Origin of the sequence: Streptomyces scopuliridis, from assembly GCF_042790125.1 — a bacterium.
Taxonomy (GTDB): domain Bacteria; phylum Actinomycetota; class Actinomycetes; order Streptomycetales; family Streptomycetaceae; genus Streptomyces; species Streptomyces scopuliridis_A.
This window is the reverse complement of sequence record NZ_JBHTZS010000015.1, coordinates 60330-84287: the sequence shown is the minus strand read 5'-3', so window position 1 is coordinate 84287 and position 23958 is coordinate 60330. Positions and strand designations below refer to the sequence as shown.

Below are 23958 nucleotides of genomic sequence, written 5' to 3'. Positions count from 1 at the left end.
TCACGCCGCGACCTCCTGGTGCCTGGAGAGCCGCTGGTACAGATCGTCCGTCGTGGTCAGTTCCGTATGGGTGCCGGTCGCCCGGACACCGCCGCGGTCCAGCACGATGATCTGGTCCGCCTGCGTGATGGTCGAGATCCGGTGCGCGATCGCGATCACCGCGCAGGTCCCGGAGATGGCGGTGATGGTGTCCCGCAGCGCGTCCTCCGCCTCGCTGTCCAGATTGGCGGTGGCCTCGTCCAGCAGCACGATGTGCGGCCGTTGCAGCAGCGTGCGCGCGATGGCCAGGCGCTGCTTCTGTCCGCCGGACAACCCCGCGCCGCGCTCACCGAGTTCGGTCTCCAGGCCCTCGGGCAGGGCCCTGATCACCTCGCCCAGATGGGCCATGCGCAGCGCGTCCGCGATATCCGTCTCGCTCGCGTCGGGCGCGGCGTAGGTGAGGTTCTCGCGGATGGTGCCCCGCATCAGGCTGTGGTCCTGCTCGACATAGCCGATCTGGCCGCGTATCTGCTCCAGCGGCATGGTCGCCGTATCCGTCCCGCCCAGCAGGACGGTGCCGGAGTCGGGCCCGTAGAAGCGCTCGATGAGCTGGAAGACGGTGGTCTTGCCCGCTCCCGAGGGGCCGACGATCGCGGTGAGGCCCTTCTCCGGCACGGTGAAGGACACCGTGTCGAGGACGGTCTCCTCGCTGCCGGGGTACGTGAACGAGACGCGGTCGAAGGCGATCGCGTGGCCCCGGGTGGCGACGGGAGCGGCGTCCGGGTCGAGTTCCTCCTGCTCGATGCCGGCCAGTTCGCCGATCCGGTCCAGGGCCGCGCGGCCCTGCTGGAACTGGGCGATCGACATGAACAGCATCACCAGCGGCGACACCAGATAGAAGAGGTACATCATGAACGAGGTCAGGTCCGCGGGCGGCATCGCGCCGGTCGCCACCCGGGCCATCCCCCAGGCGATGACGACCGTCAGGGCGACCTGCGTACCGACGTTCATGGCGGGCGTCAGCATCGCGGACAGCGCCGAGACCCGGACCCCGGAGCGGCGCGCCTTCCGCGCGAAGCCGGTGATGCGCTCGGTCTCGCGGTCCTCGGCGCGCGACGCCTTGACGGTGGTCATCGCGCCGAGCACCCGCATCAGCGCGGAGCCGAAGTCGCTGGTGTCCTCGCGGTTGATGACCGCCACCTTCCGTACCCGGCGGGCCAGCAGCAGCGACACGACGCTGGCGAGCCCCAGGCACAGCAGGGTCACGGCGAGGAGCAGCGGATCGATCCACGCCATCAGCGCGATGCCGCCGATGACCATGAATCCGCTGGTGACGATCTGCGCCAGGGCCTGCGCCATGCAGATGCGCGCGAGCGAGGTGTCGGTGACCATGCGCGTGAAGACGTCGCCCTGTTCCCAGCGCGCGAACGCGGCGGTACGGGAGCGCAGCAGCCGCGCGGTCAGCACATGGCGGATGTCGAAGACGATGTTCTCGCCGGCCCGGCCGATCGCGTAGGCGTGGGCGGCGGCGAGCGCCGCGTCCGTCACGAACAGCGCCGCCGCGAGCAGGATCGGTACGAACAGCGAGCGGTCACCGGCGACGGCCTTGATCATCTCGCCGATGGCCAGCGGCTGCGCCAGCGTGGCCGCGGAACCCAGGATTCCCAGGACGGTGCCGGCCAGCAGGAGCACGCGGTGCCCACGGGCTATCGACCAGACGTTCACGCCGCGGCCTCGGCGTCGGCGGCCTTGGTGTAGACCGAGACGAACATCGCCGACTGCTCGCTGTAGGGCGACTCGTCCCAGCCCGCGAACCGCTGCTCGGGCTCCAGCCCGGCGTTGCGCGCGTACGCGTCGATCTCGTCCGGGGTGGTGAGGCGGGACGCCTCGGAGCCGACGCGGGTGGTCCCGTCCGACTCGTACCAGACGTGGGAGCAGAGCCAGAGGGAGCCCTCGGGCAGCAGGGTGGAGTGGGTCTGGAGACCGGTGCCCGGTTCTGGATATGGCGTGAAATAGGTGTCGCGGGTGCGGCCTTCGTGGAGCGCGAGGACGGCGGGCTTGTTGTGTGTCTCGATGACAAGCCGGCCGCCGGGTCGCAGCAGGTCCGCCGCGCGCCGCACGGCCAGTTGCTGGTCCTCGGGGGTGAGCAGCATGGAGAGCGTTCCGCAGACGCAGTACACGAGCCCGTACCGCTCGTCGGAGGTGTACGTACGGATGTCGCCGTGGACCGGCTCGACCCCGGCGGCGCCGGGCTCGGCGCGCAGCGTGGCCAGCATCTCCTCGGAGGAGTCCACCCCGGTCACCCGGCCGACATGCCCCGACAGGGGTACGGCGATCCGGCCGGTGCCGACGCCGAACTCCAGGGTGCCGGTGGAGTGATCGGGGTGGAGGTCGGCGATCTTCTTGGCGACCCCGGCCGCCGCTCCGTCCTTCGGGAACAGCCGGTCGTACCAGCCGTCGAACTGGCGGCCGTAACCTATGTCGGCTATCGCGTTCACTGGTGACTCCTCTTCCTGTTCCTGTGCAGTTCCAGGCCGACCGGGGTCTTGTTCATCAGGGACTCCTCGGGTACTGCGGGTGCCGCCCCTCGTGGGGGAAGGGGCGGCGGTCGACGGCGGCTACCTCTTCAGCACTCCGATCGCGATGGCCGCGGCGATCGCGGCACCGATCGCGAGGATGACGTACGCACCAACACTCATGCCTTGACCGCTTTCTTGATGTCCGACTTCACTGGCGTGTCCGTGTGGGGGTCCAACGGGGTGTACGGCGAGACGAACACGACCTCGGGGTCGTGGCCTTCGTCGTACCCGGTGGCACGGGCCAGCGCGAACTGGAACCCCGTGATCCGCCGGGCGTCCTCCCGCTCCTGGATCGTGGCCCGCAGATACTCGGTGAGCGTCCGGTAGGCGGAGGTCCGCACGATGACGGAGAACCCCTTGTCGATCACATGGAGGATCTCACTGCAGATGTCGAAGATCGCCTTTTCCGGCCGCCGCGTGGGGAACCAGACGATCTGCCGCATCTTGCGTCCGGCGATGACGTCGACGCCCTTCCAGGCGGAGGTCTCCCCGTCCGTGCCGCGGGTGCGGTAGAGGAAGTGGTAGTCGTGCATGGCCGGGGTCGGCGCGAAGAACCGCCAGTTGGGCAGCAGCGAGAAGGTGTCCTTCAGCTGGAGCCGGTTGAACAGCTGGTTCGGGTGCTGGGTCGCGATCGTGCTGACCAGCATCACGGCGCCGGCGATGCGCCAGCCGGAGCCGGGCCCGGTGAACAGGTTCCTGCCGATCTCCCGTGGTGATGTGCTCACTTGGCCGCCCCCTCGTGCTCGTCCGTGGTCGCGTCGGTCCGCGGTCCGGCGTCGCAGAACGCGACGATGCGCTCGGTCACCTGGTGCGCGAAGCGGCTCTGCGTCAGGACCGTGTCGTGGTCGGCGCCCTCGATCACCACGACCTCCGTCCGCCGGCCGTCGCCGCGGTGCGCCTCGGCCAGCTCGTTGTGCATCAGCAGCTGGTCGGGGTCCCGGTCGACGGTCTGCTGCGCGGAGACCACCAGCGCGTGGGTGTCCAGCGGCTCCAGCTCGCCCTCGTAGGCGCGGAAGTCCTCCTCCACCGCCGCCCATTCGCGGCGCCCGGCGTTCCACATCCGTACGTCCGTGTACTGCGCGAACGCCTTCTTGCGGTACGCCTCGGGCAGCGCGTCCACCCAGATGGGGCGGGACATCAGGATGCCGGTGCCGGCCCGCAGGAACCACACCATCTGGGTGAGGGACTCGCTCAGCCGCCTGGCGGTGTCGCTCTGCTGCTTGGAGCGGTTCAGCTCGTCGGGGTGGGAGGAGTCGAGATAGACGACGCCGTGGACCCGGTCCCCGAGCTGGAGTGCGGCGCGGCGGGCGAGTTCACCGCCGAGCGAGTGGCCGACGAGTATGACCCGGCGCTTCGGCGAGACGCTCTCCACGACGTCGACCAGGTCGTCGACGGACTCGGCGAGGGTGTAGGCCGCGTCGGACGCGCGGCGGCTGCCGGCGTATCCGGCGCGGGCGTAGGTCACGACGCCGTAGCCGGTCTCCTTGGCCAGCTTCTCCGTCACCCAGGAGAAGTGCTCGGAGGTGGCGACCATTCCGGCGGCGAACACCATCACCGGCTTGTCGGCGTCTCCCTGCGACATGATCTCGTACTGGAGCTCATTGCCGTTGCGGGTGGTGAGGGTCCGGGTGGTGTGCCAGCCCTCCACCGTACGGAGACGACGCTGTATGGCGACCACACCGGCCACCGCGGCGGCACCGGCCAACAGGCTCGCGGCCGTCAGCGGTGCGCGGTTGTCCCGGCCCTCGACGGCCGGGTGGCCGCGGTGGGTCGCGGTGTACGCCACCATCGGGTGCATGGCCACGAAGGAGGACACGAACCGCCCCAGGCCCATGAGGAACCCGTTGGTGACATGGAACGCGGCGGCGCTGGTGATCACCGGCCGCGCCAGCCGGCCGCCGGCGAGATAGACGAGGGGGAAGAGGCACTCCAGCGCCAGCACGCTGTGGGTGAGATAGCGCGAGAGCCGTGGATTGTCCTGTGTCCACCGGAACATCGGCTCGTGGCCGTAGGTCCTGGTCCGCATGATCCCGCCGAGCGCGGAGGCGTCCCGCCAGGGTTCGCCGAGCAGCTTCACCCAGCCGGACACGGCGTACGACAGGCTGGACTGGAGCGCGACGTACCAGATCAGGGCGTCCTTGGCCTCCGGCGACCGCACCAGCCGGGCCGCGCCGGTGGCGGTCTGCACGAGGATGGCCACCTGGTCGGACCCGTCGGTGCCGTAGCGGTGGCGCGGGTAGAGCAGCGCGGAGGTCGTGCCGAGGAAGAGGCTTCCGGCGCCGCGCCAGCGCGAGGAGCCGGGAAGCAGCATGCCCGCGCTGACGGCGGCGCGGGCGACATGGAGGGCGGTCGTCGTCCGGCGTCCGCTGACGGCGTGCAGCGCCTTCCGTACGAGGGGCGTCGAGGCGGCCTGGACGTCCTTGACGATGTCCCAGTCGTTGAGGCCGCCCTTGCGCAATTCCTTGCGCTGGGACAGATATTCGATCGACGAGGTCAGTGTGGTGACCGCGGCCAGCCGCTCCGACACGCCCACCGCCCCGTCCCGGGACACCGGCACAGGACCGAAGACTGCCGAAGCGATCCTTCGTGCGAATCTCACAGGGTTCCTTTCAAAACCGCCCTGGGGACGGCTCCCGTAGAGTGGATAGGGTTCTGCCGGGCCAGAACGCATCTCTGGCCCGGCAGAATTGCATTCAGATGCTGCCTGTGATGCTGCCCGTGACTAGAGCTGCGTGGCCGGGGCCGAACCGCCGCCGCGACCGAGCTCGAAGGCACCGATGACGGCGGAAGAGACCGCCACGCCGCCCAGGAACGCACCCGGGGTGGCAAGCACCGGGGTGGCGTCGGGGAATACCTTTCCCTCCGCCGGAATGTCCATCTCGTTCACTGCCTCGATGATGTTGTTCATGCTTTTCCTCCTACCAACAGTTCGATTTGGTGAATGACAATGAGCGTTTCCGCGCAGGTGGTGTGAAACCACCGACGGGGATGTTCCAGCCGACGGCGATGTTTAGCCGACAGCCTTGCCGACGGCGTACGCGCCACCGACGAGGGTCGCGCCACCGACGAACGCTCCGACGACCTTGGCGCCACCGATGGCGGCGAGGGCGGCGGCCGGGGTCGCCAGAACCGGGCCCTGCTCCGAGTTGGACTCGCCCTGGTCGATGGCGCCGAGGTCCAGCTTCTCGTTGAAGTACGAGACGATCTCCACCATGGGATGCTCCGCTTTCTGCTATGTGTTGGATGCACGCGTTACACGCGCTGGATGCACATGCGATACGCACGCACTGAAATCCGGCCATGAATAAGACCGATACCGGTCATTTGGTGGCTCTCGGTGCGTTATACGCGGGTAAACCTCCGCGACCGAAGCGGCGATCCCCCTGCCGTGCGGTTGGATGAAAGCACCCGTGCCAACAAGGCCAGTATGACGTAGGTCACAGTGATATTCGGAATGCGATCGTCCGTCTACTGACATGTGTCACAAAGCGATATGACGTCCGTCATCAGAGGCCATGACAGTTCTCATCGAGATGGACGTCATTCATCGGCGACGATTTCGCCCATGGATGCCAATGGAGCAGAAAATGTGATCGAGGTCACAGACCTTTGGCGGCGATACGGGCCCGATGACAAGCGGGGCTTCGCCGCCGTTCGGGGCGTCACCTTCACCGTCCCGAAGGGCGAAATATTCGCTCTGCTCGGGACAAATGGCGCAGGAAAGACCTCCACGGTCGAACTCCTCGAAGGACTCGCCCGCCCCACCGGTGGCAGCATTCGCCTTTTCGGCGCACACGACCCCTTTACCGACCGGAAGCACACCCGGCCGCGGACGGGCGTCATGCTCCAGCACGGCGGCTTCGCCACCGACCTCACGGTCGACGAGACGGTCCGCATGTGGGCATCCGTGACCACCGACCCGCGCCCCGTCGCGGAGGCCACCGAGATGGTGGGGCTCGGGCACCGCGGCGATGTGACCGTCAAGAGCCTGTCGGGCGGCGAGAAGAGGCGTCTCGATCTCGCCATGGCCACGCTCGGCCGGCCCGATCTCCTCTTCCTCGACGAACCGACGACCGGAATGGACCCGGAGGGCCGCCACGACACCTGGCGGATCATCGAGCGGCTCAACGACGACGGCGCCACCATCGTCCTGACCACGCATTACCTGGAAGAGGCCGAAGGGCTCGCCGACCATCTGGCCATCATGCACCAGGGCGAGATCGCGGCATCCGGAACAGTGCCCGAGATCGTCGCCGCCCACCCCTCCACCCTCAGCTTCCGCCTTCCGCCGGGCCTCGGCACCGACGACCTCCCCTCGGCCGGCGACCTGCGGGCGACCGTCGCCGCCGGCAAGGACGGCCGGATCGAGCTGTCCACCGACGACCTCCAGCACACCACGACCGAAGTCCTGTTCTGGGCCCGCCACAAGAGCATCGACCTGAAGGAACTCGACGCCAGCTCCGCCTCCTTGGAGGAGGCGTTCCTGCGCGTCGCCCGGACCGCCTCGGGGGAAACCGAATGAGCACCGCCGTCGCACACCTCACCGCGCTCAGCCGGGTCGAACTGAGCCTCTTCGCCCGGAGCAAGACCAACCTGTTCAACGTGCTGGTCATCCCCGTACTGATCACCATGGGCACGACCACCTTCATGGACCAGTACGACCTGGCGGGCGCGGGCCTCGCCATGGGCCAGGTGATGATCTCCACCTCCGCCGGCATCGTCCTGGTGATGGCCCTGTACGCGCCCCTGACCGGCGTCTACGTACTGCGCCGCGAGGACCATCTCCTGAAGCGGCTGCGCACGGGCGAGGTCAACGACACCGTCATCCTGGCCAGTCCGGCCGTACCCATGGTCGTCGTGGCCGTCCTCCAGTTCGCCCTGATCGCCGCCGCCGTCACGGTCATCGCCGGTCTCGGCGCGCCCGCGGCCCCGCATCTGGCGCTCCTCGGCATCCTGCTCGGCGCCCTGCTGACCACCGCCGTGGCCGCGCTCACCACCGCCGTGGCGCGCACCGCGGAGAGCGCCCAGGGAGTCAGCACGATGGGCTTCCTCTTCCTCCTGCTGACCTCAGGCACCCTTGTCCCCATGGGTGTTCTGCCGGACATCTTCGGAGACGTCCTCGGATACTTCCCGCTCACCCCCGCGATCAGCCTGGTCCAGTCAGGCTGGACCGGAGAAGATGCGGGACTGGGCTCCACACTCATCAGGGTCGCGACGATCGTTGCCTGGACCGCCCTGGCGACCTGGGGCGTACGGCGCTGGTTCCGCTGGGAGCCCAGAGACTGACAGCATGACCAACGGGGAAGAGGAAGCGAAATGGGGACCTCGCTGCACCAGACCAACGTGCACAAGGCCACGGTCTACACACGTTGGATGCTCTGTTCCATGCCCTGGCTGCTGCTCGCTTCCCTCCTCTGGCCGTTACTGGCCCAACTACAGCGTGGTGGCGCGCCGACCTGGGCCGTGAGCCTGGCGGCGGCGCTCACCACCGTCCAGGGGATCGGCGCGACCACGGCCGTGGCCTACGGCATCGGACGGCAGGTCCTGCCGGTGCCGCTGCTGCTCGGGATCGGGGCGCTCACCGCGCTCCAACTCGCGCTGATGCCCTACCTGTACGACGCGGAGTGGCTGACCGGAACGCAGTCGATCGCCACCTTGTCGGTCGTCCTGGCGCTGCCACTCGCCTTCGCCCTGTCGCCCACGGCCAATCTGCGCCTCTACGCGAGCACCGCGCTCGCCGAGACCGCCGCCGCCGCGACGGTGAGCCTCTATCTCGACCCGCGGATGACCCTGCCCGTCCTCACCGTCACCGCGACGGGATGGGCGGTCATCGGCCTTCTCATGCACTCCTCCGTCTGGTTCCTGGCCGTCATGTGGCAGCTGGACGCGGCCCGGGAATCACAGGCCCGGCTGGTGGTGGCCGAGGAGCGGCTCCGGTTCGCCCGCGATCTGCACGATGTGATCGGGCGGAATCTGTCCGTCATCGCGCTCAAGGGCGAACTGGCCGCCCGGCTCACCCAGCACCCCAAGGCGCAGGCGGAGATGGTCGAAGTGCAGCGCCTCGCGCGCGAACTGCACAAGGAGATCAGGGACGTCGTACGGAACTACCGCACCACCGACCTGGAAGCCGAACTCGACGGCGCCCGCGCGGTCCTGGAAGCGGCCGGCACGACCTGCGTCATCCATCACGCCCCGCCGGCGGACGGCTTCGGCGAGAAGACCCAGATCGCGCTGGGCTGGGCCGTCAGGGAGGCCGTCACCAACGTACTGCGGCACGCCCACTCCACCCACTGCACCATCACCGTGGAGCGCGGCGACGGGGGTGAAACGCAGCTCCAGGTGACCAACGACGGTGCCACGCCCGGCAGCGGTCCCGGCCGGGGGACCGGTCTGGACGGGCTGACGCAGCGGATCGCGCCCCTCGGCGGCGACCTCTGCCACGGCTACGGGCCGAAGAACACCTATCGCCTCACTGTGCGCATACCGAACGGGGAATCGTAATGATCCGGGTCCTCCTCGCCGATGACGAACATCTCATCCGCGGCGCGCTGGCCGCGCTGCTGACCTTCGAGCGCGACCTGGAGGTCGTCGCCGAAGCCTCGACCGGCCCCGAGGCCGTGGCCATGGCCCGCCACCACAAACCCGATGTCGCCGTACTCGACCTCCAGATGCCCGGCAAGGACGGCATCACCGTCGCGGAGGATCTGAGCCGCAGCCTGCCCGGCTGTCAGACGCTGATCGTCACCAGCCACGGTCTGCCGGGCCATCTCAAGCGCGCGCTGGCCTCCGGGGTCCAGGGCTTCGTCTCCAAGACCGTCTCCGCGCAGGAACTCGCCTCGATCATCCGCAGCGTCCACGGCGGCAGCCGCTATATCGACTCCACCCTGGCCGCGGACGCCATCAGCGCGGGAGACTCGCCGCTGACCTCGCGGGAGGCCGATCTGCTCACGCTGGCCGCGGACGGGGCGCCGATCGAGGACATAGCGGAACGGGCGGCGCTGGCGCAGGGCACCGTACGCAACTACCTGTCGGCGGTGACCACCAAGCTGGGGGTGGAGAACCGGCACGCGGCGGCGTATCTGGCGCAGCGGCGCGGCTGGATCTGACCGAGCGCGGAACGGGCCCGCCGAGGGACCTGTCACCCGCCGGGCCCGCCGAGGGACCTACCACCCGCCCCCGTACGCCGGTTCGTGCCGCGTACGGGGGCGGTGGCGCGTGCGGGGAGCGGTACCGGGCCGCCGGGGCGCCTCAGTTGGCGCCCATGACCGTCCCGATCGCCGTTGTGGTGACCATCAGCGTCAGCGCCGTCTCCGCCGCGTCGATGATGCCGCGTACGGCGGGCGACGCCCACTGGCCCTGGGCGATCTCCGCCGTCCGCGACTCCACCGCGCGCGCGTCGCCGTCCGGGAACGCCAGCTTGTGCAGCTTCGCGCCGTGGAGCAGGGCCACCAGCCCGGCCGTACGGTCGTCGGGCGTTCCGCCCCGGAGCACGGCCTCGTCGAGCCGCTCCCGTACCGACGCCTCGGCCGAGCCGTCCGCCTCCGGATAGCGGCGCACGGGGAAGAGCCCGAGCACCTTCTTGGTCTCCTTGCGGACCAGGCCCTTCCCGACCAGACCGTCCGTCGCGCCGGACATCGCCGGCTTCTTCAGGTGGTGCATCCAGTCCTTGACCTTGCCCGGCTTGTCGTAGCCGGCGATGTCGGCGAGCGCGGCATCGAGGCTCGGCACACCGAGCGGCGCGGGGTCACGGACGGAGACCACCTCGTCGGTCACCTCGATCCGCCCGGCCAGCGCGAGATCCACGAGGGACGCCGCCGCGATCGCCCAGGCGACCTTCGCCGGCTCCTTCTCGTAGCCCCACTTGTCGTCCAACGAAAGCAGTAAGAGCTGTTCGCCCAGCGTGGTTTCCATATCAGTTGCCTCTCCGGGTGCCGTGGGGGGTAAACGCCCTGAGCGTACGGGCGGCCGCCCCGGCGAGCGCGGTGATGTGGGGCACATACCGACGTCAACACGGCGCGCACGCGGCCACGCGTCCGGTAGTCCATGGCCGATCCGCTGTCGGAAATCGCTGACGAGGGGTCATAATGGGACGCGTAGCCCTTCGCGCATCCCCCGTCGCGAAGGGCTACGCCTATTCGCCGGGGCTGGATTCGCTCTCGCCGCAGCCGGATTCGCCACCGTGAGTCGCACGAGCAGGGCTACGCGGAGTAGTCGCGCACGCCCGTTCCGGCCCCCGCGCACCTCGTCGACGGAGAGAACAGCATGACCGACAACGCCCGCATCGTCACCGATGTCTTCCAGCCCCGCAACGTCCTGCTGGTCGGCATGCTCGCCATCGGCCTCGCCGCCGCGGGGGACTGGACCGGGCTGCCATGGGGCCTGCTCGCCGCCCTGTGCGCCGGGCTGATACCCGCCGGCTACATCGAATGGGAACGCGAGCGGGGCACCTGGGGCGACCGCCATGTCGTCGACCGCACGAAACGCGCGCCGATCTTCTTCGTCATCCTCGGCTCCATCGGCACCGGCTCCGTCATCATGCTGCTCGGCAACGCCCCGACGGGCATCATCCTCACGATGCTCGCCCTCTGGGCGATGACGGTCCTGCTCCTCGCCGTCAACACCGTGTGGAAGATCTCGGTCGACTCGGCGGTCGCCTCGGCGGTCGTGGCACTGCTCGCCGTGGTCCACTCCCCCTGGTGGCTGCTCGGGTACGCCATGACCACCGCGGTGTGCTGGTCCCGCGTAGCCCTGAACCACCACACCCCCGCCCAGACGATCGCCGGAGCGACCTTGGGCGCGGCGACGGCGACGGCGTTCCTGTTCGCGTGAGGTTCGCGGTGCGGGTTCGCGGTGCGGGTTCGCGCGTTCGATAGGATCCGCGGGTCTTCGTACCGGGGGAGAGAACATGGCCGAGGCCCACAGAGCTGAAGGCACTGAAGGCACTGAAGGCACTGACGACAGCGCGGGCATGTCTGACGACGCCGTGGACGCACGGACCGCGGTCCAGCTCGTGTACCGGCCCCAGTCTGCCGACACCCTGGCCGGCCTGCGGGTCCGCGAGCGGATCAAGCGCACCGGGCTGGTGCTGCGGGGTGTGTTCCTCGCACTGTGGGTGGGGCATTGGCTGCTCTCCACCGTGGGCCGCGGGGGTACCGACGTCGTCTCGACCGTACTGTTCTTGTTCGTCTTCCTGTTGGTGTGGGGGTACCCACGGATACAAGCCGCCCACGTGCAACGGATCATCAGCTGGCAGGGCGAGTACCGCACCACCGTGTCCGCGGCCGGGATCACCGGCCGCAGCGACCACAGCACGCTGATGCAGAAGTGGTCCGTCTTCCGGGGCTACCGGGAGACGGCAGGCCACTTCGTCCTGCTCAGCCGGGACCCCAACATCATGTGCCTCGATGTCCTGCCCAAACGGGGCGCGCGGGAGGCCGAGGACGTCGACCGCCTGCGGGCGATCCTGGACGAGCACACCACGCGCGTCTGACCGAGGGGTGGTCGGGGTGGCCCGGGACGTGTGGTGTCGGGTGGGGGCCGCCCCTCAGGCCGGTGGGCCCTGCGGGGCGGCCCGGCACCGGCTCAGGGCCTGTCCGCCGAGGCGATCGCCGTCTCGCGGGCGGCCGTCTCCGTGCCGTCGGCGAGGATGGCGGTCACGCGGTAGTACGTGGTCGTGCTCTTGGGCATGGTGGTGTCCGCGTACGACCAACTGGTGCTGTTACCGCGCGTCTGGACGTCAACCTTGTCGAAGACGTGGGTCGACCGGTTCCAGCGGTAGACGGCGAAGCTGGTCACCTTGCTGCCGTTGGCGCCCGTGTCGCTGCCCAGCCACCAGCGGACCGAGCCGTACACGTCGCCGTTGAGGTGGCCGAGCGGGTTGTCGCCCACGGCCGGGGCGGCGTCGGCGTCGGGACGCAGGTCGAGCTCGGTGACGTCCTGGACGGAGGCGCCGGTCTCGGGGGTGAGCCGGTTGCCGTACTGGTCGACGGCGACGACGCTGTAGCGGACCTGCTCGCCATCGGCGACCGTACGGTCGAGGTGGTGGGTCTCCGTCAACTCCTTGGGCCTGAGGGTCCAGGCGTCGATGAGCGGCTTGTAGACCCACTCGCCGTCGACGAGGGTGCCCCGCATGATGCGGTAGTGGTCGCGACCGGGCTCGTCACTGGCATCCCAGCTCAGCGAGACGCCGTTCTCCTGGGCGGTGGCGGTCATGCCCGTCACCGGGGGCGGCGGGGTGCTGTTCCCCGCGACGGCGACCGGCATCTCGACGGAGGGGGTGCCCCCGTTCCCCGCGTCGTCCACAGCCACGACCGAGTAGTAGTACGTGGCGCCCGGCGGCGGGGCCGCCTCCGTGAAGGACGTGCCGCGGATGCCCTTGGCGACCTCCACGACCGTGCGCCCGCTCTCCGTGCGCGGCTTGTCGTAGCGCACGACCGTGTACCCGACGAAGTCCTCGCTGGTGGCCTCCGACTTGTCCCAGGTCAGCGTGACCCCGCGCTCGTCCTCGACCGCCGTCGCGTTGTACGCGGTGTTCACGGGACCCGTCTTGTCCCGCGTGTAGAACTCCGCCGTGCCGGAAGCCGCCGACTCGTTGCCGTGCGTGTCGACCGCCGTGACGACGTAGTAGTACGTGTCCCCGGTCTGCGGCAGCGGCTGCTCGTACCAGGCGCCACTGAGCGGCTTGCCGCCGTTCAGCCGGTTCGCCGCGGTGAGCGCGACCGGCCTGCCGGTGGTGGAGCGGTACACGTTGTACCCGGCGAGGTCCGCCTCGGTGTTCCCGTACCAGGAGAGGCTGACTTTCTCGGAGTAGTTGGGCTTCCAGGCGCCCTCGACCCCCTTCGGCGCCACGGGAGCGCTCTTGTCGACGGTGGTGACGGACTTGTCCGCCGTACCCGCGGACTCCCTGCCCGCCTTGTCGTAGGCGCGGACCTCGTAGTAGTAGACCGCGCCGTTCTTCGGCAGCGTGGTGTCCGTGTACGAGGTGGAGGTCGTCGTGGCCAGCGGCTTGGTGCCGTACGAGGCGCCCTGGAGCCGGCGGTACACGCGGTAGCCCGCGAGGTCCATCTCCTTGTTGGCCGTCCAGCTGAAGTTGGCCCGGTACGAGGAGTCGTACGTGAGGGAGGTGCCGGTGGGCACGAGGGGCTTGACCGTGTCGACGGTGGGGGACGTGCGCGGCAGGTAGTCCGCCTTGACGTTCGCGACGCCCGTCCAGTTGACGAAGTCGAAGCGGAGGGTGTGCGTCCCGGACGGGATGGTGATGTTGACGGTCTTCGTCTGGGTCGTCGAGACGTTCTTCCAGATGTCGACCTTGCGCGTGCCGTCGAGGTAGACGCGCAGGCCGTCGCGGGTCGCGACGGGGATCGAGAACGGGCCGCCGGAGCCGAAGTCCCGGGTGACCGTCCAGCGCACGCCGAAGTTGTCGCTGGGCAGCCCGGCGGCGGGGGCGCCGGTGCCCCAGTTCTGGTCGATCTTCGAATCGCAGTCGGTCTTCTTCGGCGTACCGGAGAAGGTCGTGTTCGCGTAGAACTGCCTTTTGAAGACGGGCGACTTACAGGTCACGGTCGCCGTGGCGGCACCGGCGGCGGACGCGCACGTGAGCAGGGCTCCGGTCGTCGCGAGGACGGTGGTCGCGGCGAGGGCGGACGCACGAGTGGCTCGGGTCATGCCTTCCTTCGTTCTGGGTCGGCGTGGAAAGACGGCGTCTTTCCACCCCGACCCAGACCTTCGGGAAGGGCGGGGGGTTGTGCGGGTTTCGGGTATGGCGTCCCTCACATGGGGCGGGTGTCGTGTTCGTACGGGTACGCCACGGGCCGCCCCACCAACCCGGCCCCCCCGACTACCCCTCGGCCCTCACCCTCACCTGCCCCCGTCCCCCACCAAACCGGGGACAGCCCCCCGTTTACCCGTTCCACGGTAGCATCTGAATCGGGGAGCGTTCCACGTTTCAGCGTTCCACGTTTCCTGGAAGGGTGGTCATGGGAGTCGGCGAGCGGAAACCGGCGACGAAATCGGCGCCGTTGCGGCGTGACGCCCAGCGCAATCGCGGGTTGCTGATCGCCTCCGCGCGGGATGTGTTCGCCGAGCAGGGGCTCGACGCGTCGCTGGATGAGATCGCCCGCCGTGCCGGCGTCGGCAACGCCACTCTGTACCGGCACTTCCCCGACCGGGCCGCGCTTATCGAGGCCGTCTTCCATGAGGCCCTCGGTGAGACACAGCGCGCCGGTGAGGAGGCGCGGCTGAGTGACGACGCCTGGGCCGGGCTCACGACGTATCTTTCGTCGGTCTTCGCGGGGCTGGCCGCCGACCGAGGGGCCAACGACCTGATGACCACCGGCGTACAGGGCGTGCCCTCGCTCGAAGCACTCCATGCCGAGAACCGGGAGACCGTCGGCATCCTCCTCGCGCGCGCCCAGCGGCAGGGCACCATGCGCCGCGATGTGACCACCGAGGACCTGCTCTTCAGCCTGGCCGCGCTCGGCCGCGCCGTGCCCGCCCTGACCACCACGGCCCCGGACGCCTGGCGGCGCTATCTCGCCCTCCTCCTCGACGGCCTGCGCGCGGAACCCGCCGTACCCGCCGTACCGCTTCCCGCGCCGCCCCTCACCCTCGATGAACTCGGCAGCGTCCTGCACGACTTGGGCCCCCACCGCGCCCGCTAGGACGGGACGGAGGGAACGGACGGGACAGGCGAGCCGGACGGGCCCCGGCTGTCGGCCGCGTACTGTGCCGCCTGGATCCGGTACAGGCCCCGGAAGACCTTCGGGCCCTCCACCTCGTCCGACAGCAGCTCCGCGAAGGTGCCGCTCTCCACGACCCGTCCCCGGTCCAGGACATGGATCAGGTCCGCCGCCCGGACCGACCCGAGCCGGTGCGTGATCAGGATGACCGTCTGGCCGGAGTCCGCGAGGCTGCGGATCTGCTCGAAGAGCTGCTGCTCCGCCTTGGCGTCGAGCGCCGACGTCGGCTCGTCGACGACAAGGATCTGACCGGCGCGGTAGTGCGCGCGGCCGAGACCGATCCGCTGCCACTGCCCGCCGGACAGCTGGTGACCGCCCTTGTACCCCCTGGCCAGCAGCGTCTTCCAGCCGCGTGGCAGCTCGGCTATCAGCTCCTCGGCGCCCGCGTACCGTACGGCCGCGTCCAGCCGGTCCCGGCTCACCGGCACCTCGGGCCGTCCGATGCTGACGTTCACCGTGGCGGTGAAGGGCCACCGGTAGAAGTCCTGGCCCACCACCGCGACCCGCGAGACCAGTTCCTGCCGGTCCGCCCGCGCCGCGTCGACGCCGTCCCACAGGATGCGGCCGGAGTCCGGCCGGTAGAGCCCGCACAACAGCTTGACCAGGGTGGACTTGCCGCTGCCGTTCTCCCCCACCAGCGCGACGATCCGGCCGGCGGGGATGGTGAGACTGGCGCCGTCGAGCGCGCGTTTGTTGTCCTTGCCCCGGTAGGTGAAGACGACATCCTCGAAGGTGATGGTCTCCGGCCTCTCGGGCAGCGGAAGCCCGCCGACCGGTATCGCGCGCTCGACTGCCTCCTCGCACAGCCGGTGCAGATCCCCGACGAACAGGCTCTCCTCGTGCAGGTAGTTCACCTGGAGCACCAGATTCTCCAGGCTGGAGGAGCCGGTGCGGATGGCGAGTACGGCCGTCCCGCCGACGGAGAGCGCCATCGCGCCGGTCCACAGCAGCCCGCCGAGCGTGGCGTACGCGGCGCCCGTCGCCAGCCCCGTCCATCCGGCGGCGATCAGCCCCGTACGGGCCGCGAGCCGGGCGAGCCGGCGCTGTTCCGCCTCCTGCGAGCGCGACATCTCGCGGAAGTGATGCAGCAGGAACGGTCCGACGTTGTGGACCCGGATCTCCGGCGCCGCGTCGGTGGAGATCAGCAGACGGCTGATCAGACTCCCGGCCCGTGAGTGCTGCACCCACACCTGGAACGAGATGTACCGGCGCCGCGCCATCGACAGGGCCGCCCACGCGTTGGGCAGCGTCATCGCGATGAGCAGTGGGAGCAGTACGGGGTGCAGTACGGCGAGGACGCCGGCGGCGGCGATCAGCGACATCAGGGCGTTGAGGACGTTCTGGCAGTACTGCACCATCCGCCGGGCCGAACCGGCGCCGTACTGCGCGCTGTCGAGGAGCTTGTGGAACTCGTCGTCCTCGACCGCTTCCAGCTCGACATTGGCCGTATGTGACAAGTACCGCTCGGTGGCGACCCGTTCGACCTTCGGCTCCAACTGCCCCGTACCGGCGGTCGACAGGGCTCGCAGCACCGCGCCCGCCAGCGCGGTCCCACCGGCGACGGCGAGCGCCGGGCCGGCGTGCGTGAGCCGCTCGGCGGTGGTGCCGTCGCCGAGAAGATGGCCGAGCAGGCGGTTCACGGCGATCAGCCCGACCGCCTGGCTGATCCCCCGGCCGATCTCCGCGCAGGTCACCAGGCGCAGGGCGGTCCTGTCCGCCTCCCAGGCCAGGCGGGCCGTCGTACCGACCAGCCGCGGCAGGCGCGTGACCATGGAACGTAAGGTGAGCTGGAGGAAGGCGTCGTCGTGCTTGTTCCAGCCCATGTCGTACCGCAGCGGCCCGCCGAACAGCATCTCCTCGGACTCGGACGTCTCCACGCGCTCCGTCTCGCCGGTGACCTTACGGGTGGTACGGGCTTTCCGTCCCGTACTGGGTTTCCGTCGCAATGCCATGGCTGTTCGATGCCCAGGCCGGAGGGCGGTCACGGCAGTGAGCCCGGCGTGAACGGAGCACACCCAGCGCACTCACCTCATCTCGCGCGCCGGACACCTCAGGAGGGTGCGAGGGACGGCGGGCGGTGTGGTCAGCCGGCCTGGCCGGGGGCCGGGACGGGGGCGGGGGCCGGGCCGGAGCCGGAGCCGGGCCCGCGGCGACGCAGAATTCGTTGCCCTCCGGGTCCGCCATGATCACGTGATGTCCCTCGAACTCCTCAAGGACGCTTCCGCCCGCCCCCACCAGCCGCCCGGACTCCGCCCTGATCCGCGCCCACCGCTCCTCGGGGCTGCCATGGCCCGGCACCCGCACATCGATATGAAGCCGGTTCTTCGCTGTCTTGGGTTCGGGGACCTTGAGGATGGAGAGCCGGGGGCCGACGCCGTCGGGATCGCAGAGCCACGCCCCGTCGTCCGCGGAGTCGTCCTCCGGCAGGTCGAATTGTGCGAGCCACTCCTCGCGGGTCGTGAAGGGGGCGGGCGGTGGCTCGTCGATATAGCCGAGCGCCGTCTTCCAGAACCCGGAGAGGAGTCGCGCGTCCGTACAGTCGAGGGTGAGATCGATTCGGGCTGCCATGACAGGACCGTAGTGCGCGCCTCTGACAATGGGTCCGTTCCGGGGCCTGAGGGCCTGACGCCCGTCGAGCCGCCGCCCCGCGCCGCGCGGGCCGGTGTCAGTCCTTGGCGATCTCGCCCCGCACCACGACCACGGGGCACTTCGCGTGCTGCGTGACATGCAGGCTGACCGAGCCGAGCAGGGCCGCCTTGAAGCCGCTGTACCCACGGTCTCCGACGACCAGGAGGGAGGCGCCCTCCGAGGCGTCCAGCAGGACCTGGGCGGCGGGGCCGCTGACGACGCGGCGCTCGACCACGGCCGCGACGTCCGCCTCCAGCGTCTTGTCCAGCGCCTCGTCCAGGATCTGCCAGGCCAGTTGCTCCGGTTCGAACTCCGGCGGCATCCCCGGCAGCATGCCCGCCCAGCCGGTGGCCGGATACTCCCAGCCGATCACCGCGCCCACGTCGTCACCGGTCAGCTTCGCCTGCCGTACCGCCCAGCGCAGCGCCTTCAGCGAGGGCTCCGAGCCGTCGACGCCGACCACGATGGTGCCGCTCATGACGTTCCTCCTGCTGATCGATTGCCGATTCGAGGCAAACCTACTCAAGGTTCGCGAGGAGCTGCTCGAAGGGCACCACCTCGTCACTCTCGTCCGCGTCTCCGTTCGTCGAGGGCGTCAGCCCCCGCAGCAGCCCGGCGAACTCGCCACCGGCGCGGTCGATCCGGGCCGGCAGCCCGCCCGCGTACGCGTCGGCGCCCGCGCCCCAGTCGTCGGTCGCCGCGAAGACGGCCGTCGGCAGGGTGAGTGCGTGCAGATACGAGAAGAGCGGGCGCATCGCGTGCTCCACCACGAGCGAGTGGCGCGCGGTGCCGCCGGTCGCCGCGAGCAGTACGGGCGTTCCGGTGAGCGCGTCCGGCTCGATCAGGTCGAAGAACGACTTGAACAGTCCGCTGTACGAGCCGGCGAAGACCGGGCTCACGACGATGAGCCCGTCCGCCCCGGTCACCGCCTCCAGCGCCGCGCTCAGCGCGGGCGCCGGGAAACCGGTGACCAGGTGGTTCGCGATCTCGACGGCCAGATCGCGGAGTTCGACGATCTCGACCTCGGCCTTCCGGTCCTCGACGGCCAGTTCACGGCTGGTCGCCTCCGCCAGCCGGTCGGCCAGCAGCCTGGTCGAGGACGGGCTGCTCAGCCCGGCCGAGACGGCGACGAGCCGCAACGCCCCGCCGCCGCCGCTCGCACCCGTCACGCCGCCCGTACGCCCCGTACCGCTCGTGCGCTCCGTACCGCTCGTACGCTCCATCGTCAGACCTCCTCCCGCACGGACATGACGGCGGCCGGGTGGACAGGACCGTCCGGGACCCCGGCCGGCCGCAGGGCCGCGAACTCCTTGCGCAGTACGGGTACGACCTCCTCGCCCAGCAGGTCCAGCTGCTCAAGCACGGTCTTCAGCGGCAGCCCCGCGTGGTCCATCAGGAACAGCTGGCGCTGGTAGTCGCCGAAGGCGTCCCGGAAGGCCAGCGTCTTCTCGATGACCTGCTGCGGGCTGCCCACGACGAGCGGAGTCTGCTCCGTGAAGTCCTCCAGGGACGGCCCGTGTCCGTAGACCGGCGCGTTGTCGAAGTACGGACGGAACTCCCGTACCGCGTCCTGCGAGTTCTTCCGGATGAACGCCTGGCCGCCCAGACCGACGATGGCCTGCTCCGGGGTGCCGTGCCCGTAGTGCGCGTACCGCTTCCGGTAGAGGCTGATCAGCTTCTGGAAGTGCTCCTTGGGCCAGAAGATGTTGTTCGCGAAGAAGCCGTCTCCGTAGTAGGCGGCCTGCTCGGCGATCTCGGGGGACCGGATCGAGCCGTGCCACACGAACGGCGGGGTGCCGTCCAGCGGCCGGGGCGTCGAGGTGAAGCCCTGGAGCGGCGTACGGAACTTGCCTGCCCAGTCGACGACGTCCTCGCGCCACAACTTGTGGAGCAGGGCGTACTTCTCGATGGCGAGCGGGATGCCCTGGCGGATGTCCTCACCGAACCACGGATAGACCGGCCCGGTGTTGCCGCGCCCCATCATCAGATCGACGCGCCCGTCGGCCAGGTGCTGGAGCATCGCGAAGTCCTCCGCGATCTTCACCGGGTCGTTGGTGGTGATCAGCGTGGTGGACGTCGACAGGATGAGCCGCTCGGTGGTGGCCGCGATGTAGCCGAGCATGGTGGTCGGCGAGGACGGGACGAAGGGCGGGTTGTGGTGCTCGCCGGTGGCGAAGACATCCAGCCCGACCTCCTCGGCCTTCCGCGCGATGGCGACCATCGCCTTGATCCGCTCGTGCTCGGTCGGCGTACGTCCGGTGGTCGGGTCGGGCGTGACATCGCCGACGGTGAAGATCCCGAACTGCATCGCGCTCACCTCTCGCTGGTCTCATGGAGCGTATTAGTTGAAGCTTCAACTGCATCAACTGAAGCCTACAACGGCACACCCCCGACCTCTATTCCGCCCCCGACGCAGAGGCTTGTCGCGCACCCGGACAGTTACCCATGGTCACTTCCCAGCTACTCGCCGTATGCATCAGACTGTGCTGAAGACCCAGTTGCACACAGCTCGTTGTGGTTCACCGAGAGGAGCAATCACTATGGGAGAACACCGCAAACCGGACCCCGACCCGAGCCAGGGCAAGCCGCCACCCGGCAACTCGGACGGAAAGGTGCCCGATCAGCCTCCGCCCAGCGGCACGCGCAGAAAGTAGCCAGTGGAAGACCGCGAAGAGGCCGCCGAACTCCGCCACCGTCTCGCGCGCGCCATGGACGCCCGGTGTGATTGGCCCGTGGATTCTCCATGGGTCCGCGAGGCGGTCCGGGGACTGCCGAGGCATTGGTTCGCTCCGGACACCGTGTGGTCCTGGGACGGTTCCCGGTATGCCCCGGCGGATCGCGGTACCGAGCCCGGGCGCTGGGCGGAGCTTGTCTACCCGGGGCCCGACGGGGCCACCATTACGCAGGTCACCGACGGGCTGCCGTCTTCCAGCCTCTCCTGTCAGGCGATCGTGGTGGACATGCTCGACTCGCTGATGGTGGACCCAGGGCATCGCGTGCTGGAGCTGGGCACGGGGGCGGGCTGGAACGCCGCGCTGCTCGCCGCGCGGGCCGGGCCCGGGCTCGTGACCAGCGTGGAGGTCGACGCTCGGCTCGCCGCTGTGGCGCGCGAGCGTCTCGACGCGGTGGGCGCGGGGGTCGACGTGAAGGTCGGTGACGGCCTTCACGGCTGCCCTGAGGGCGCTCCATACGACCGGCTCATGGCGACCTACGCAGTCGATGAGGTGCCATGGTCATGGGTGGAACAGACACGGCCGGGCGGTCGCATCGTCACCCCCTGGGGCAGGCTGGGTCATGTGGCGCTCACCGTGGCCGCCGATGGTCGCTCGGCCTCAGGCTGGGTGCAGGGCCTGGCCACCTTCATGCCGAGCCGTGGCACCGACCAGGGCCGGAGCAGGCATGAGGTTCGCGGCGATGGCCCACCCGAGGCGGAAGGGCCGTTCCCTCGCGGCCTGCTGCCCCTGCGTGCGGACTCCGGCCTGCTCTTCGCCTTGCGCGTCATGCTGCCTGACGTACGTATCACCACGGAGGCCGGCGAGGGCGTGACCGCCTGGCTGCATGACGGCCGTTCCTCCTGGGCCACGCTGGTCGCGACGCCGGATGAGCACGCCGTGGCATACCAGGGTGGCCCCCGTTGTCTGGCCGATGAGATCGACCAGGCATGGAAGAGGTGGCAGAGCGCCGGGGCACCGGATCTCTACGACTTCGGCATGACCCGTACCCCGTATGAGCAGTACATATGGAGCGGCGACAAGGACACCGGGCCACGGTGGGAAACCGCCGGGAAACCGCCGTCCGGTGAGTCTTGAGTCGGGGAGTGGCGCAAGGTCACACCAGGGCGCTGCCGGGACTGCCGGGACACCCGGGCGCAGGAGGACGATCAGATGGCCCCGACTGCGTGACCCGCCATCATCGGGTCATCCGGCCGGCTTTCTGCGTCTGCGCTCACGCCCTGGCAGGAGTCCGCTCAGCCGGTGAAGGCCGTGGCTCCTGTGCGTACCCGTGTCGGGGGGTCCGGCCGGTCCGGTGGATTCGGTGGGGTCGGCGGATTCGGTCCGGGGCGCGCGGTTCGGGGGCTCCCAGAGGGAGCGGCCGAAGCTGTAGCTGGCGATGCGATTCCTGTGCTGGCCGTTCACCAGGTGGATCACCATGACGCCCACGACGATCAGGCCCAGGATCACCACGACGCTGATCCAGTTGCTCATCTTGCCCTCGCCTCCTCCCGGCATGAGCGGGATTCGCGACTTTCCAGCGTACTCCGGAGGGCGGACGGAACCTGGGCTCGAACTTGGGGCTCGAACCTGGGCTCGAACCTGGGGCTCGGTATTCCCGTGGTGGTCCTCTCCCTGCGACGATGGGCACCGACGGACCGGCCGGGGGGAGTGCAGGTGGCAGAGGTGTTCATTCGGCGCCTGAGCCGGTGGCAGGCCGAGCAGCAGCGGGAGGCCGTCGCCGATGTGTACGTCGAGGCATACCGTCGCGAGCGTGACCGCCAGGGGTTTCTGGAGACCTTCGCCGAGGATGTGCAGCGGCCCGGGTTCGACATGGTGGTGGCCAGTGGCGGGAACAAGCCGGCCGCGTACGCGTACGGCTTCGACATCGAGGAGCCTGCCGTCTCGGGGCAGGTCTTCGCCCTCGCCGGGCTGACGGTCCTGCCCGCGCACCGGCGGGACGGGGTGGCCACGCGGCTGGTCGAGCAGTTGCTGATCAGGACGGACGCGGCGCTGGTGGCCGCGCGGGTCGACCCGGCGAACGAGGCCGCCGTGGGGGCGCTGCGGTCCTGGGGCTGGACGAGGCTGGGCGCGGTCGCGGCGCCGGTGGGCTCGTCGGACTCCTCACCGGACGCCTCGCCGGACGGTACGGCCGCGACCTCACCGTTCACCGCCGTACCGGTGGTCGGTTCCGTCACGGTGACGGACGTCTGGAGCCGCGTGCTGACGTCCTGACCGGGCCAGATTGTTATGACTGGGCCAGATTGTTATGGAGGTTTAACGCGGGACACTTTCTAGACACAGGTGAGGTTTCTAGCCTCACGCCATGTCCCGCCACCGATCCACCCGAAACACCCGCGGTTCCGCAGCCCGCGGTGCCGTCCGACGCCGGGCCGCGTTCCCCGTGCTCATGGCCGTCGCCGTCCTCCTGGCTGTCTGGGTGGCCATGGACTTCCCCCCGCTGTCCGGTGGCGACTCGGACGCCACCTCGCGTTCCAGTGACCTGGCGTGGTCGGCGACATCGGGCACCCCGGCCGCTCCGTCCGCCTCGGCCTCCCCTTCGCCTTCCCCCTCCCCCTCCGTCGACCAGGATCAGGTCCTCTCCGAGCGGCTCGCCCCGCTCCTGAAGGCCACGACAGCCTCCCTCTCCGTGGCCGTGCTCGACGTGGAGAACGGAGACAGCGCGGACTACCGCGAACGGGCCGGGAAGACGTACGACACGGCCAGCATCGTGAAGGTCGACATCCTGGCGGCCCTGCTGCTGGAGGCGCAGGACCAGGGCCGGGTACTCACCGCGCGGGAGAAGAAGTACGCGACCTCCATGATCCAGGTGAGCGACAACGCTTCGGCCGACGCCCTGTGGCAGGCGATCGGCGGGGCGGACGGTCTGGACGCGGCGAACAAGCGGCTCGGTCTGACGGCGACGACCGGCGGCAGCGGGGCGCTGTGGGGGCTTACGCAGTCGACGGCGGCTGACCAACTCGCCCTCCTCACCGCCGTGTTCGGCGACGACTCCGATTCCCCGCTGGGTTCGGGCTCGCGGACGTACATCCAGGGCCTGATGGGCGGGGTAGCGGCGGACCAGGACTGGGGCGTGTCGGCCGCCGGGTCGGTGACGGGGCTGAAGAACGGATGGCTGGCGCGGAGCGCGACGGGGCTGTGGGACATCAACAGCATCGGCCGGATAGTGGCGGACGGGCATGGCTATCTGGTGGCCGTGCTGTCGAGCGGCAGCGTCAGCAAGGAGGCCGGGATCTCGCTGGTGGAGAAGGCGGCGAAGGCGGCGGTGGCGGTGTCGGCCGCCGGCGACTCCGCGTAAAGGAC

Annotated in this window: 23 protein-coding genes and 1 pseudogene; 10 read left to right on the top strand and 14 right to left on the bottom strand. The window is 69.7% G+C overall.

Annotated features, from left to right (window positions below; all coding sequences use genetic code 11):
• The 6 genes from ACFRKB_RS23155 to ACFRKB_RS23130 all read right to left on the bottom strand — a co-directional run bounded on the left by ACFRKB_RS23155 (nucleotide 1) and on the right by ACFRKB_RS23130 (nucleotide 5772).
• A complete protein-coding gene (locus ACFRKB_RS23155) occupies nucleotides 1–1704 on the bottom strand; it encodes an ABC transporter ATP-binding protein (protein ID WP_383108254.1) in 1704 nt (567 codons plus the stop codon).
• Nucleotides 1701–2477 carry a class I SAM-dependent methyltransferase gene (locus tag ACFRKB_RS23150; protein WP_383108252.1) on the bottom strand — a complete coding sequence of 259 codons (777 nt, stop codon included), beginning with the start codon at nucleotides 2475–2477 and terminating at the stop codon, nucleotides 1701–1703. The genes ACFRKB_RS23155 and ACFRKB_RS23150 overlap by 4 nt, the downstream gene beginning before the upstream one ends.
• A gap of 197 nt (nucleotides 2478–2674) precedes the next feature.
• Nucleotides 2675–3283 carry a hypothetical protein gene (locus ACFRKB_RS23145; RefSeq protein WP_383108250.1) on the bottom strand — a complete coding sequence of 203 codons (609 nt, stop codon included), beginning with the start codon at nucleotides 3281–3283 and terminating at the stop codon, nucleotides 2675–2677.
• A complete protein-coding gene (locus tag ACFRKB_RS23140) occupies nucleotides 3280–5157 on the bottom strand; it encodes an alpha/beta fold hydrolase (RefSeq protein ID WP_383108248.1) in 1878 nt (625 codons plus the stop codon). The genes ACFRKB_RS23145 and ACFRKB_RS23140 overlap by 4 nt, the downstream gene beginning before the upstream one ends.
• A 123-nt stretch (nucleotides 5158–5280) precedes the next feature.
• Nucleotides 5281–5466: a hypothetical protein gene (locus ACFRKB_RS23135; protein ID WP_030350807.1), complete on the bottom strand. Its 186-nt coding sequence runs from the start codon at nucleotides 5464–5466 to the stop codon at nucleotides 5281–5283.
• Between the two features lie 102 nt (nucleotides 5467–5568).
• Nucleotides 5569–5772, bottom strand: coding sequence for a hypothetical protein (locus ACFRKB_RS23130; protein WP_383108247.1), 204 nt, complete (start codon nucleotides 5770–5772; stop codon nucleotides 5569–5571).
• A gap of 351 nt (nucleotides 5773–6123) precedes the next feature.
• Here ACFRKB_RS23130 and ACFRKB_RS23125 point away from each other — a divergent pair, with 351 nt between their 5' ends.
• From ACFRKB_RS23125 to ACFRKB_RS23110, 4 genes are read left to right on the top strand one after another with little or no spacing between them, the layout of a single operon-like run.
• Nucleotides 6124–7080, top strand: coding sequence for an ABC transporter ATP-binding protein (locus ACFRKB_RS23125; RefSeq protein ID WP_383108245.1), 957 nt, complete (start codon nucleotides 6124–6126; stop codon nucleotides 7078–7080).
• Complete coding sequence (locus ACFRKB_RS23120) at nucleotides 7077–7844, top strand: ABC transporter permease (RefSeq protein WP_383108243.1); 768 nt, start codon at nucleotides 7077–7079, stop codon at nucleotides 7842–7844. Before ACFRKB_RS23125 ends, ACFRKB_RS23120 begins: the two co-directional genes overlap by 4 nt.
• 30 nt (nucleotides 7845–7874) lie before the next feature.
• Entirely contained in the window at nucleotides 7875–9059 is a 1185-nt protein-coding gene (locus ACFRKB_RS23115) for a sensor histidine kinase (RefSeq protein WP_383108242.1), read from the top strand.
• A complete protein-coding gene (locus ACFRKB_RS23110; protein WP_383016219.1) occupies nucleotides 9059–9664 on the top strand; it encodes a response regulator in 606 nt (201 codons plus the stop codon). The genes ACFRKB_RS23115 and ACFRKB_RS23110 overlap by 1 nt, the downstream gene beginning before the upstream one ends.
• A 142-nt stretch (nucleotides 9665–9806) precedes the next feature.
• On the opposite strand, the gene ACFRKB_RS23105 is transcribed toward ACFRKB_RS23110, so the two are convergent.
• A complete protein-coding gene (locus tag ACFRKB_RS23105; RefSeq protein WP_383108239.1) occupies nucleotides 9807–10469 on the bottom strand; it encodes a GOLPH3/VPS74 family protein in 663 nt (220 codons plus the stop codon).
• A gap of 351 nt (nucleotides 10470–10820) precedes the next feature.
• On the opposite strand from ACFRKB_RS23105, the gene ACFRKB_RS23100 reads away from it, so the two are divergent.
• Together ACFRKB_RS23100 and ACFRKB_RS23095 are read left to right on the top strand one after the other, a co-directional pair.
• Complete coding sequence (locus tag ACFRKB_RS23100) at nucleotides 10821–11387, top strand: hypothetical protein (protein WP_383108237.1); 567 nt, start codon at nucleotides 10821–10823, stop codon at nucleotides 11385–11387.
• A 139-nt stretch (nucleotides 11388–11526) separates the two neighbouring features.
• On the top strand, nucleotides 11527–12048 hold the full coding sequence (locus tag ACFRKB_RS23095) for a YcxB family protein (protein ID WP_383108235.1): 522 nt from the start codon (nucleotides 11527–11529) through the stop codon (nucleotides 12046–12048).
• Between the two features lie 92 nt (nucleotides 12049–12140).
• Here ACFRKB_RS23095 and ACFRKB_RS23090 read toward each other — a convergent pair whose 3' ends face one another.
• Nucleotides 12141–14222, bottom strand: coding sequence for a PA14 domain-containing protein (locus tag ACFRKB_RS23090; RefSeq protein WP_383108234.1), 2082 nt, complete (start codon nucleotides 14220–14222; stop codon nucleotides 12141–12143).
• Nucleotides 14223–14533: 311 nt separating this feature from the next.
• On the opposite strand from ACFRKB_RS23090, the gene ACFRKB_RS23085 reads away from it, so the two are divergent.
• A complete protein-coding gene (locus ACFRKB_RS23085) occupies nucleotides 14534–15217 on the top strand; it encodes a TetR/AcrR family transcriptional regulator (RefSeq protein ID WP_383108232.1) in 684 nt (227 codons plus the stop codon).
• Here ACFRKB_RS23085 and ACFRKB_RS23080 read toward each other — a convergent pair.
• The 5 genes and pseudogenes from ACFRKB_RS23080 to ACFRKB_RS23060 form a co-directional block, all read right to left on the bottom strand.
• The gene (locus ACFRKB_RS23080) at nucleotides 15214–17148 is read right to left on the bottom strand and encodes an ABC transporter ATP-binding protein (protein WP_383108346.1); all 1935 of its coding nucleotides are present in this window, start codon (nucleotides 17146–17148) and stop codon (nucleotides 15214–15216) included. The genes ACFRKB_RS23085 and ACFRKB_RS23080 overlap by 4 nt on opposite strands.
• A 283-nt stretch (nucleotides 17149–17431) precedes the next feature.
• Nucleotides 17432–17863 (bottom strand): annotated as a pseudogene (locus tag ACFRKB_RS23075) (VOC family protein); the annotation flags it as partial.
• Between the two features lie 97 nt (nucleotides 17864–17960).
• Nucleotides 17961–18401 (bottom strand): universal stress protein, encoded by a 441-nt coding sequence (locus tag ACFRKB_RS23070; protein ID WP_383108231.1) that lies wholly within the window; start codon nucleotides 18399–18401, stop codon nucleotides 17961–17963.
• 40 nt (nucleotides 18402–18441) lie between these two features.
• A complete protein-coding gene (locus tag ACFRKB_RS23065) occupies nucleotides 18442–19146 on the bottom strand; it encodes an FMN reductase (protein WP_383108229.1) in 705 nt (234 codons plus the stop codon).
• A 2-nt stretch (nucleotides 19147–19148) separates the two neighbouring features.
• Nucleotides 19149–20231 (bottom strand): LLM class flavin-dependent oxidoreductase, encoded by a 1083-nt coding sequence (locus tag ACFRKB_RS23060; protein ID WP_383108227.1) that lies wholly within the window; start codon nucleotides 20229–20231, stop codon nucleotides 19149–19151.
• Nucleotides 20232–20655: 424 nt separating this feature from the next.
• Between ACFRKB_RS23060 and ACFRKB_RS23055 the strand changes: the two genes are divergently transcribed.
• Nucleotides 20656–21732 carry a methyltransferase domain-containing protein gene (locus tag ACFRKB_RS23055; protein ID WP_383108226.1) on the top strand — a complete coding sequence of 359 codons (1077 nt, stop codon included), beginning with the start codon at nucleotides 20656–20658 and terminating at the stop codon, nucleotides 21730–21732.
• Nucleotides 21733–21840: 108 nt separating this feature from the next.
• Here ACFRKB_RS23055 and ACFRKB_RS23050 read toward each other — a convergent pair whose 3' ends face one another.
• Nucleotides 21841–22128, bottom strand: a complete 288-nt coding sequence (locus tag ACFRKB_RS23050) for a hypothetical protein (protein ID WP_383108225.1) — start codon at nucleotides 22126–22128, stop codon at nucleotides 21841–21843.
• Nucleotides 22129–22320: 192 nt separating this feature from the next.
• On the opposite strand from ACFRKB_RS23050, the gene ACFRKB_RS23045 reads away from it, so the two are divergent.
• On the top strand, nucleotides 22321–22869 hold the full coding sequence (locus tag ACFRKB_RS23045; protein WP_383108223.1) for a GNAT family N-acetyltransferase: 549 nt from the start codon (nucleotides 22321–22323) through the stop codon (nucleotides 22867–22869).
• A gap of 175 nt (nucleotides 22870–23044) precedes the next feature.
• A complete protein-coding gene (locus ACFRKB_RS23040) occupies nucleotides 23045–23953 on the top strand; it encodes a serine hydrolase (RefSeq protein WP_383108221.1) in 909 nt (302 codons plus the stop codon).
• Nucleotides 23954–23958 lie beyond the last annotated feature (5 nt).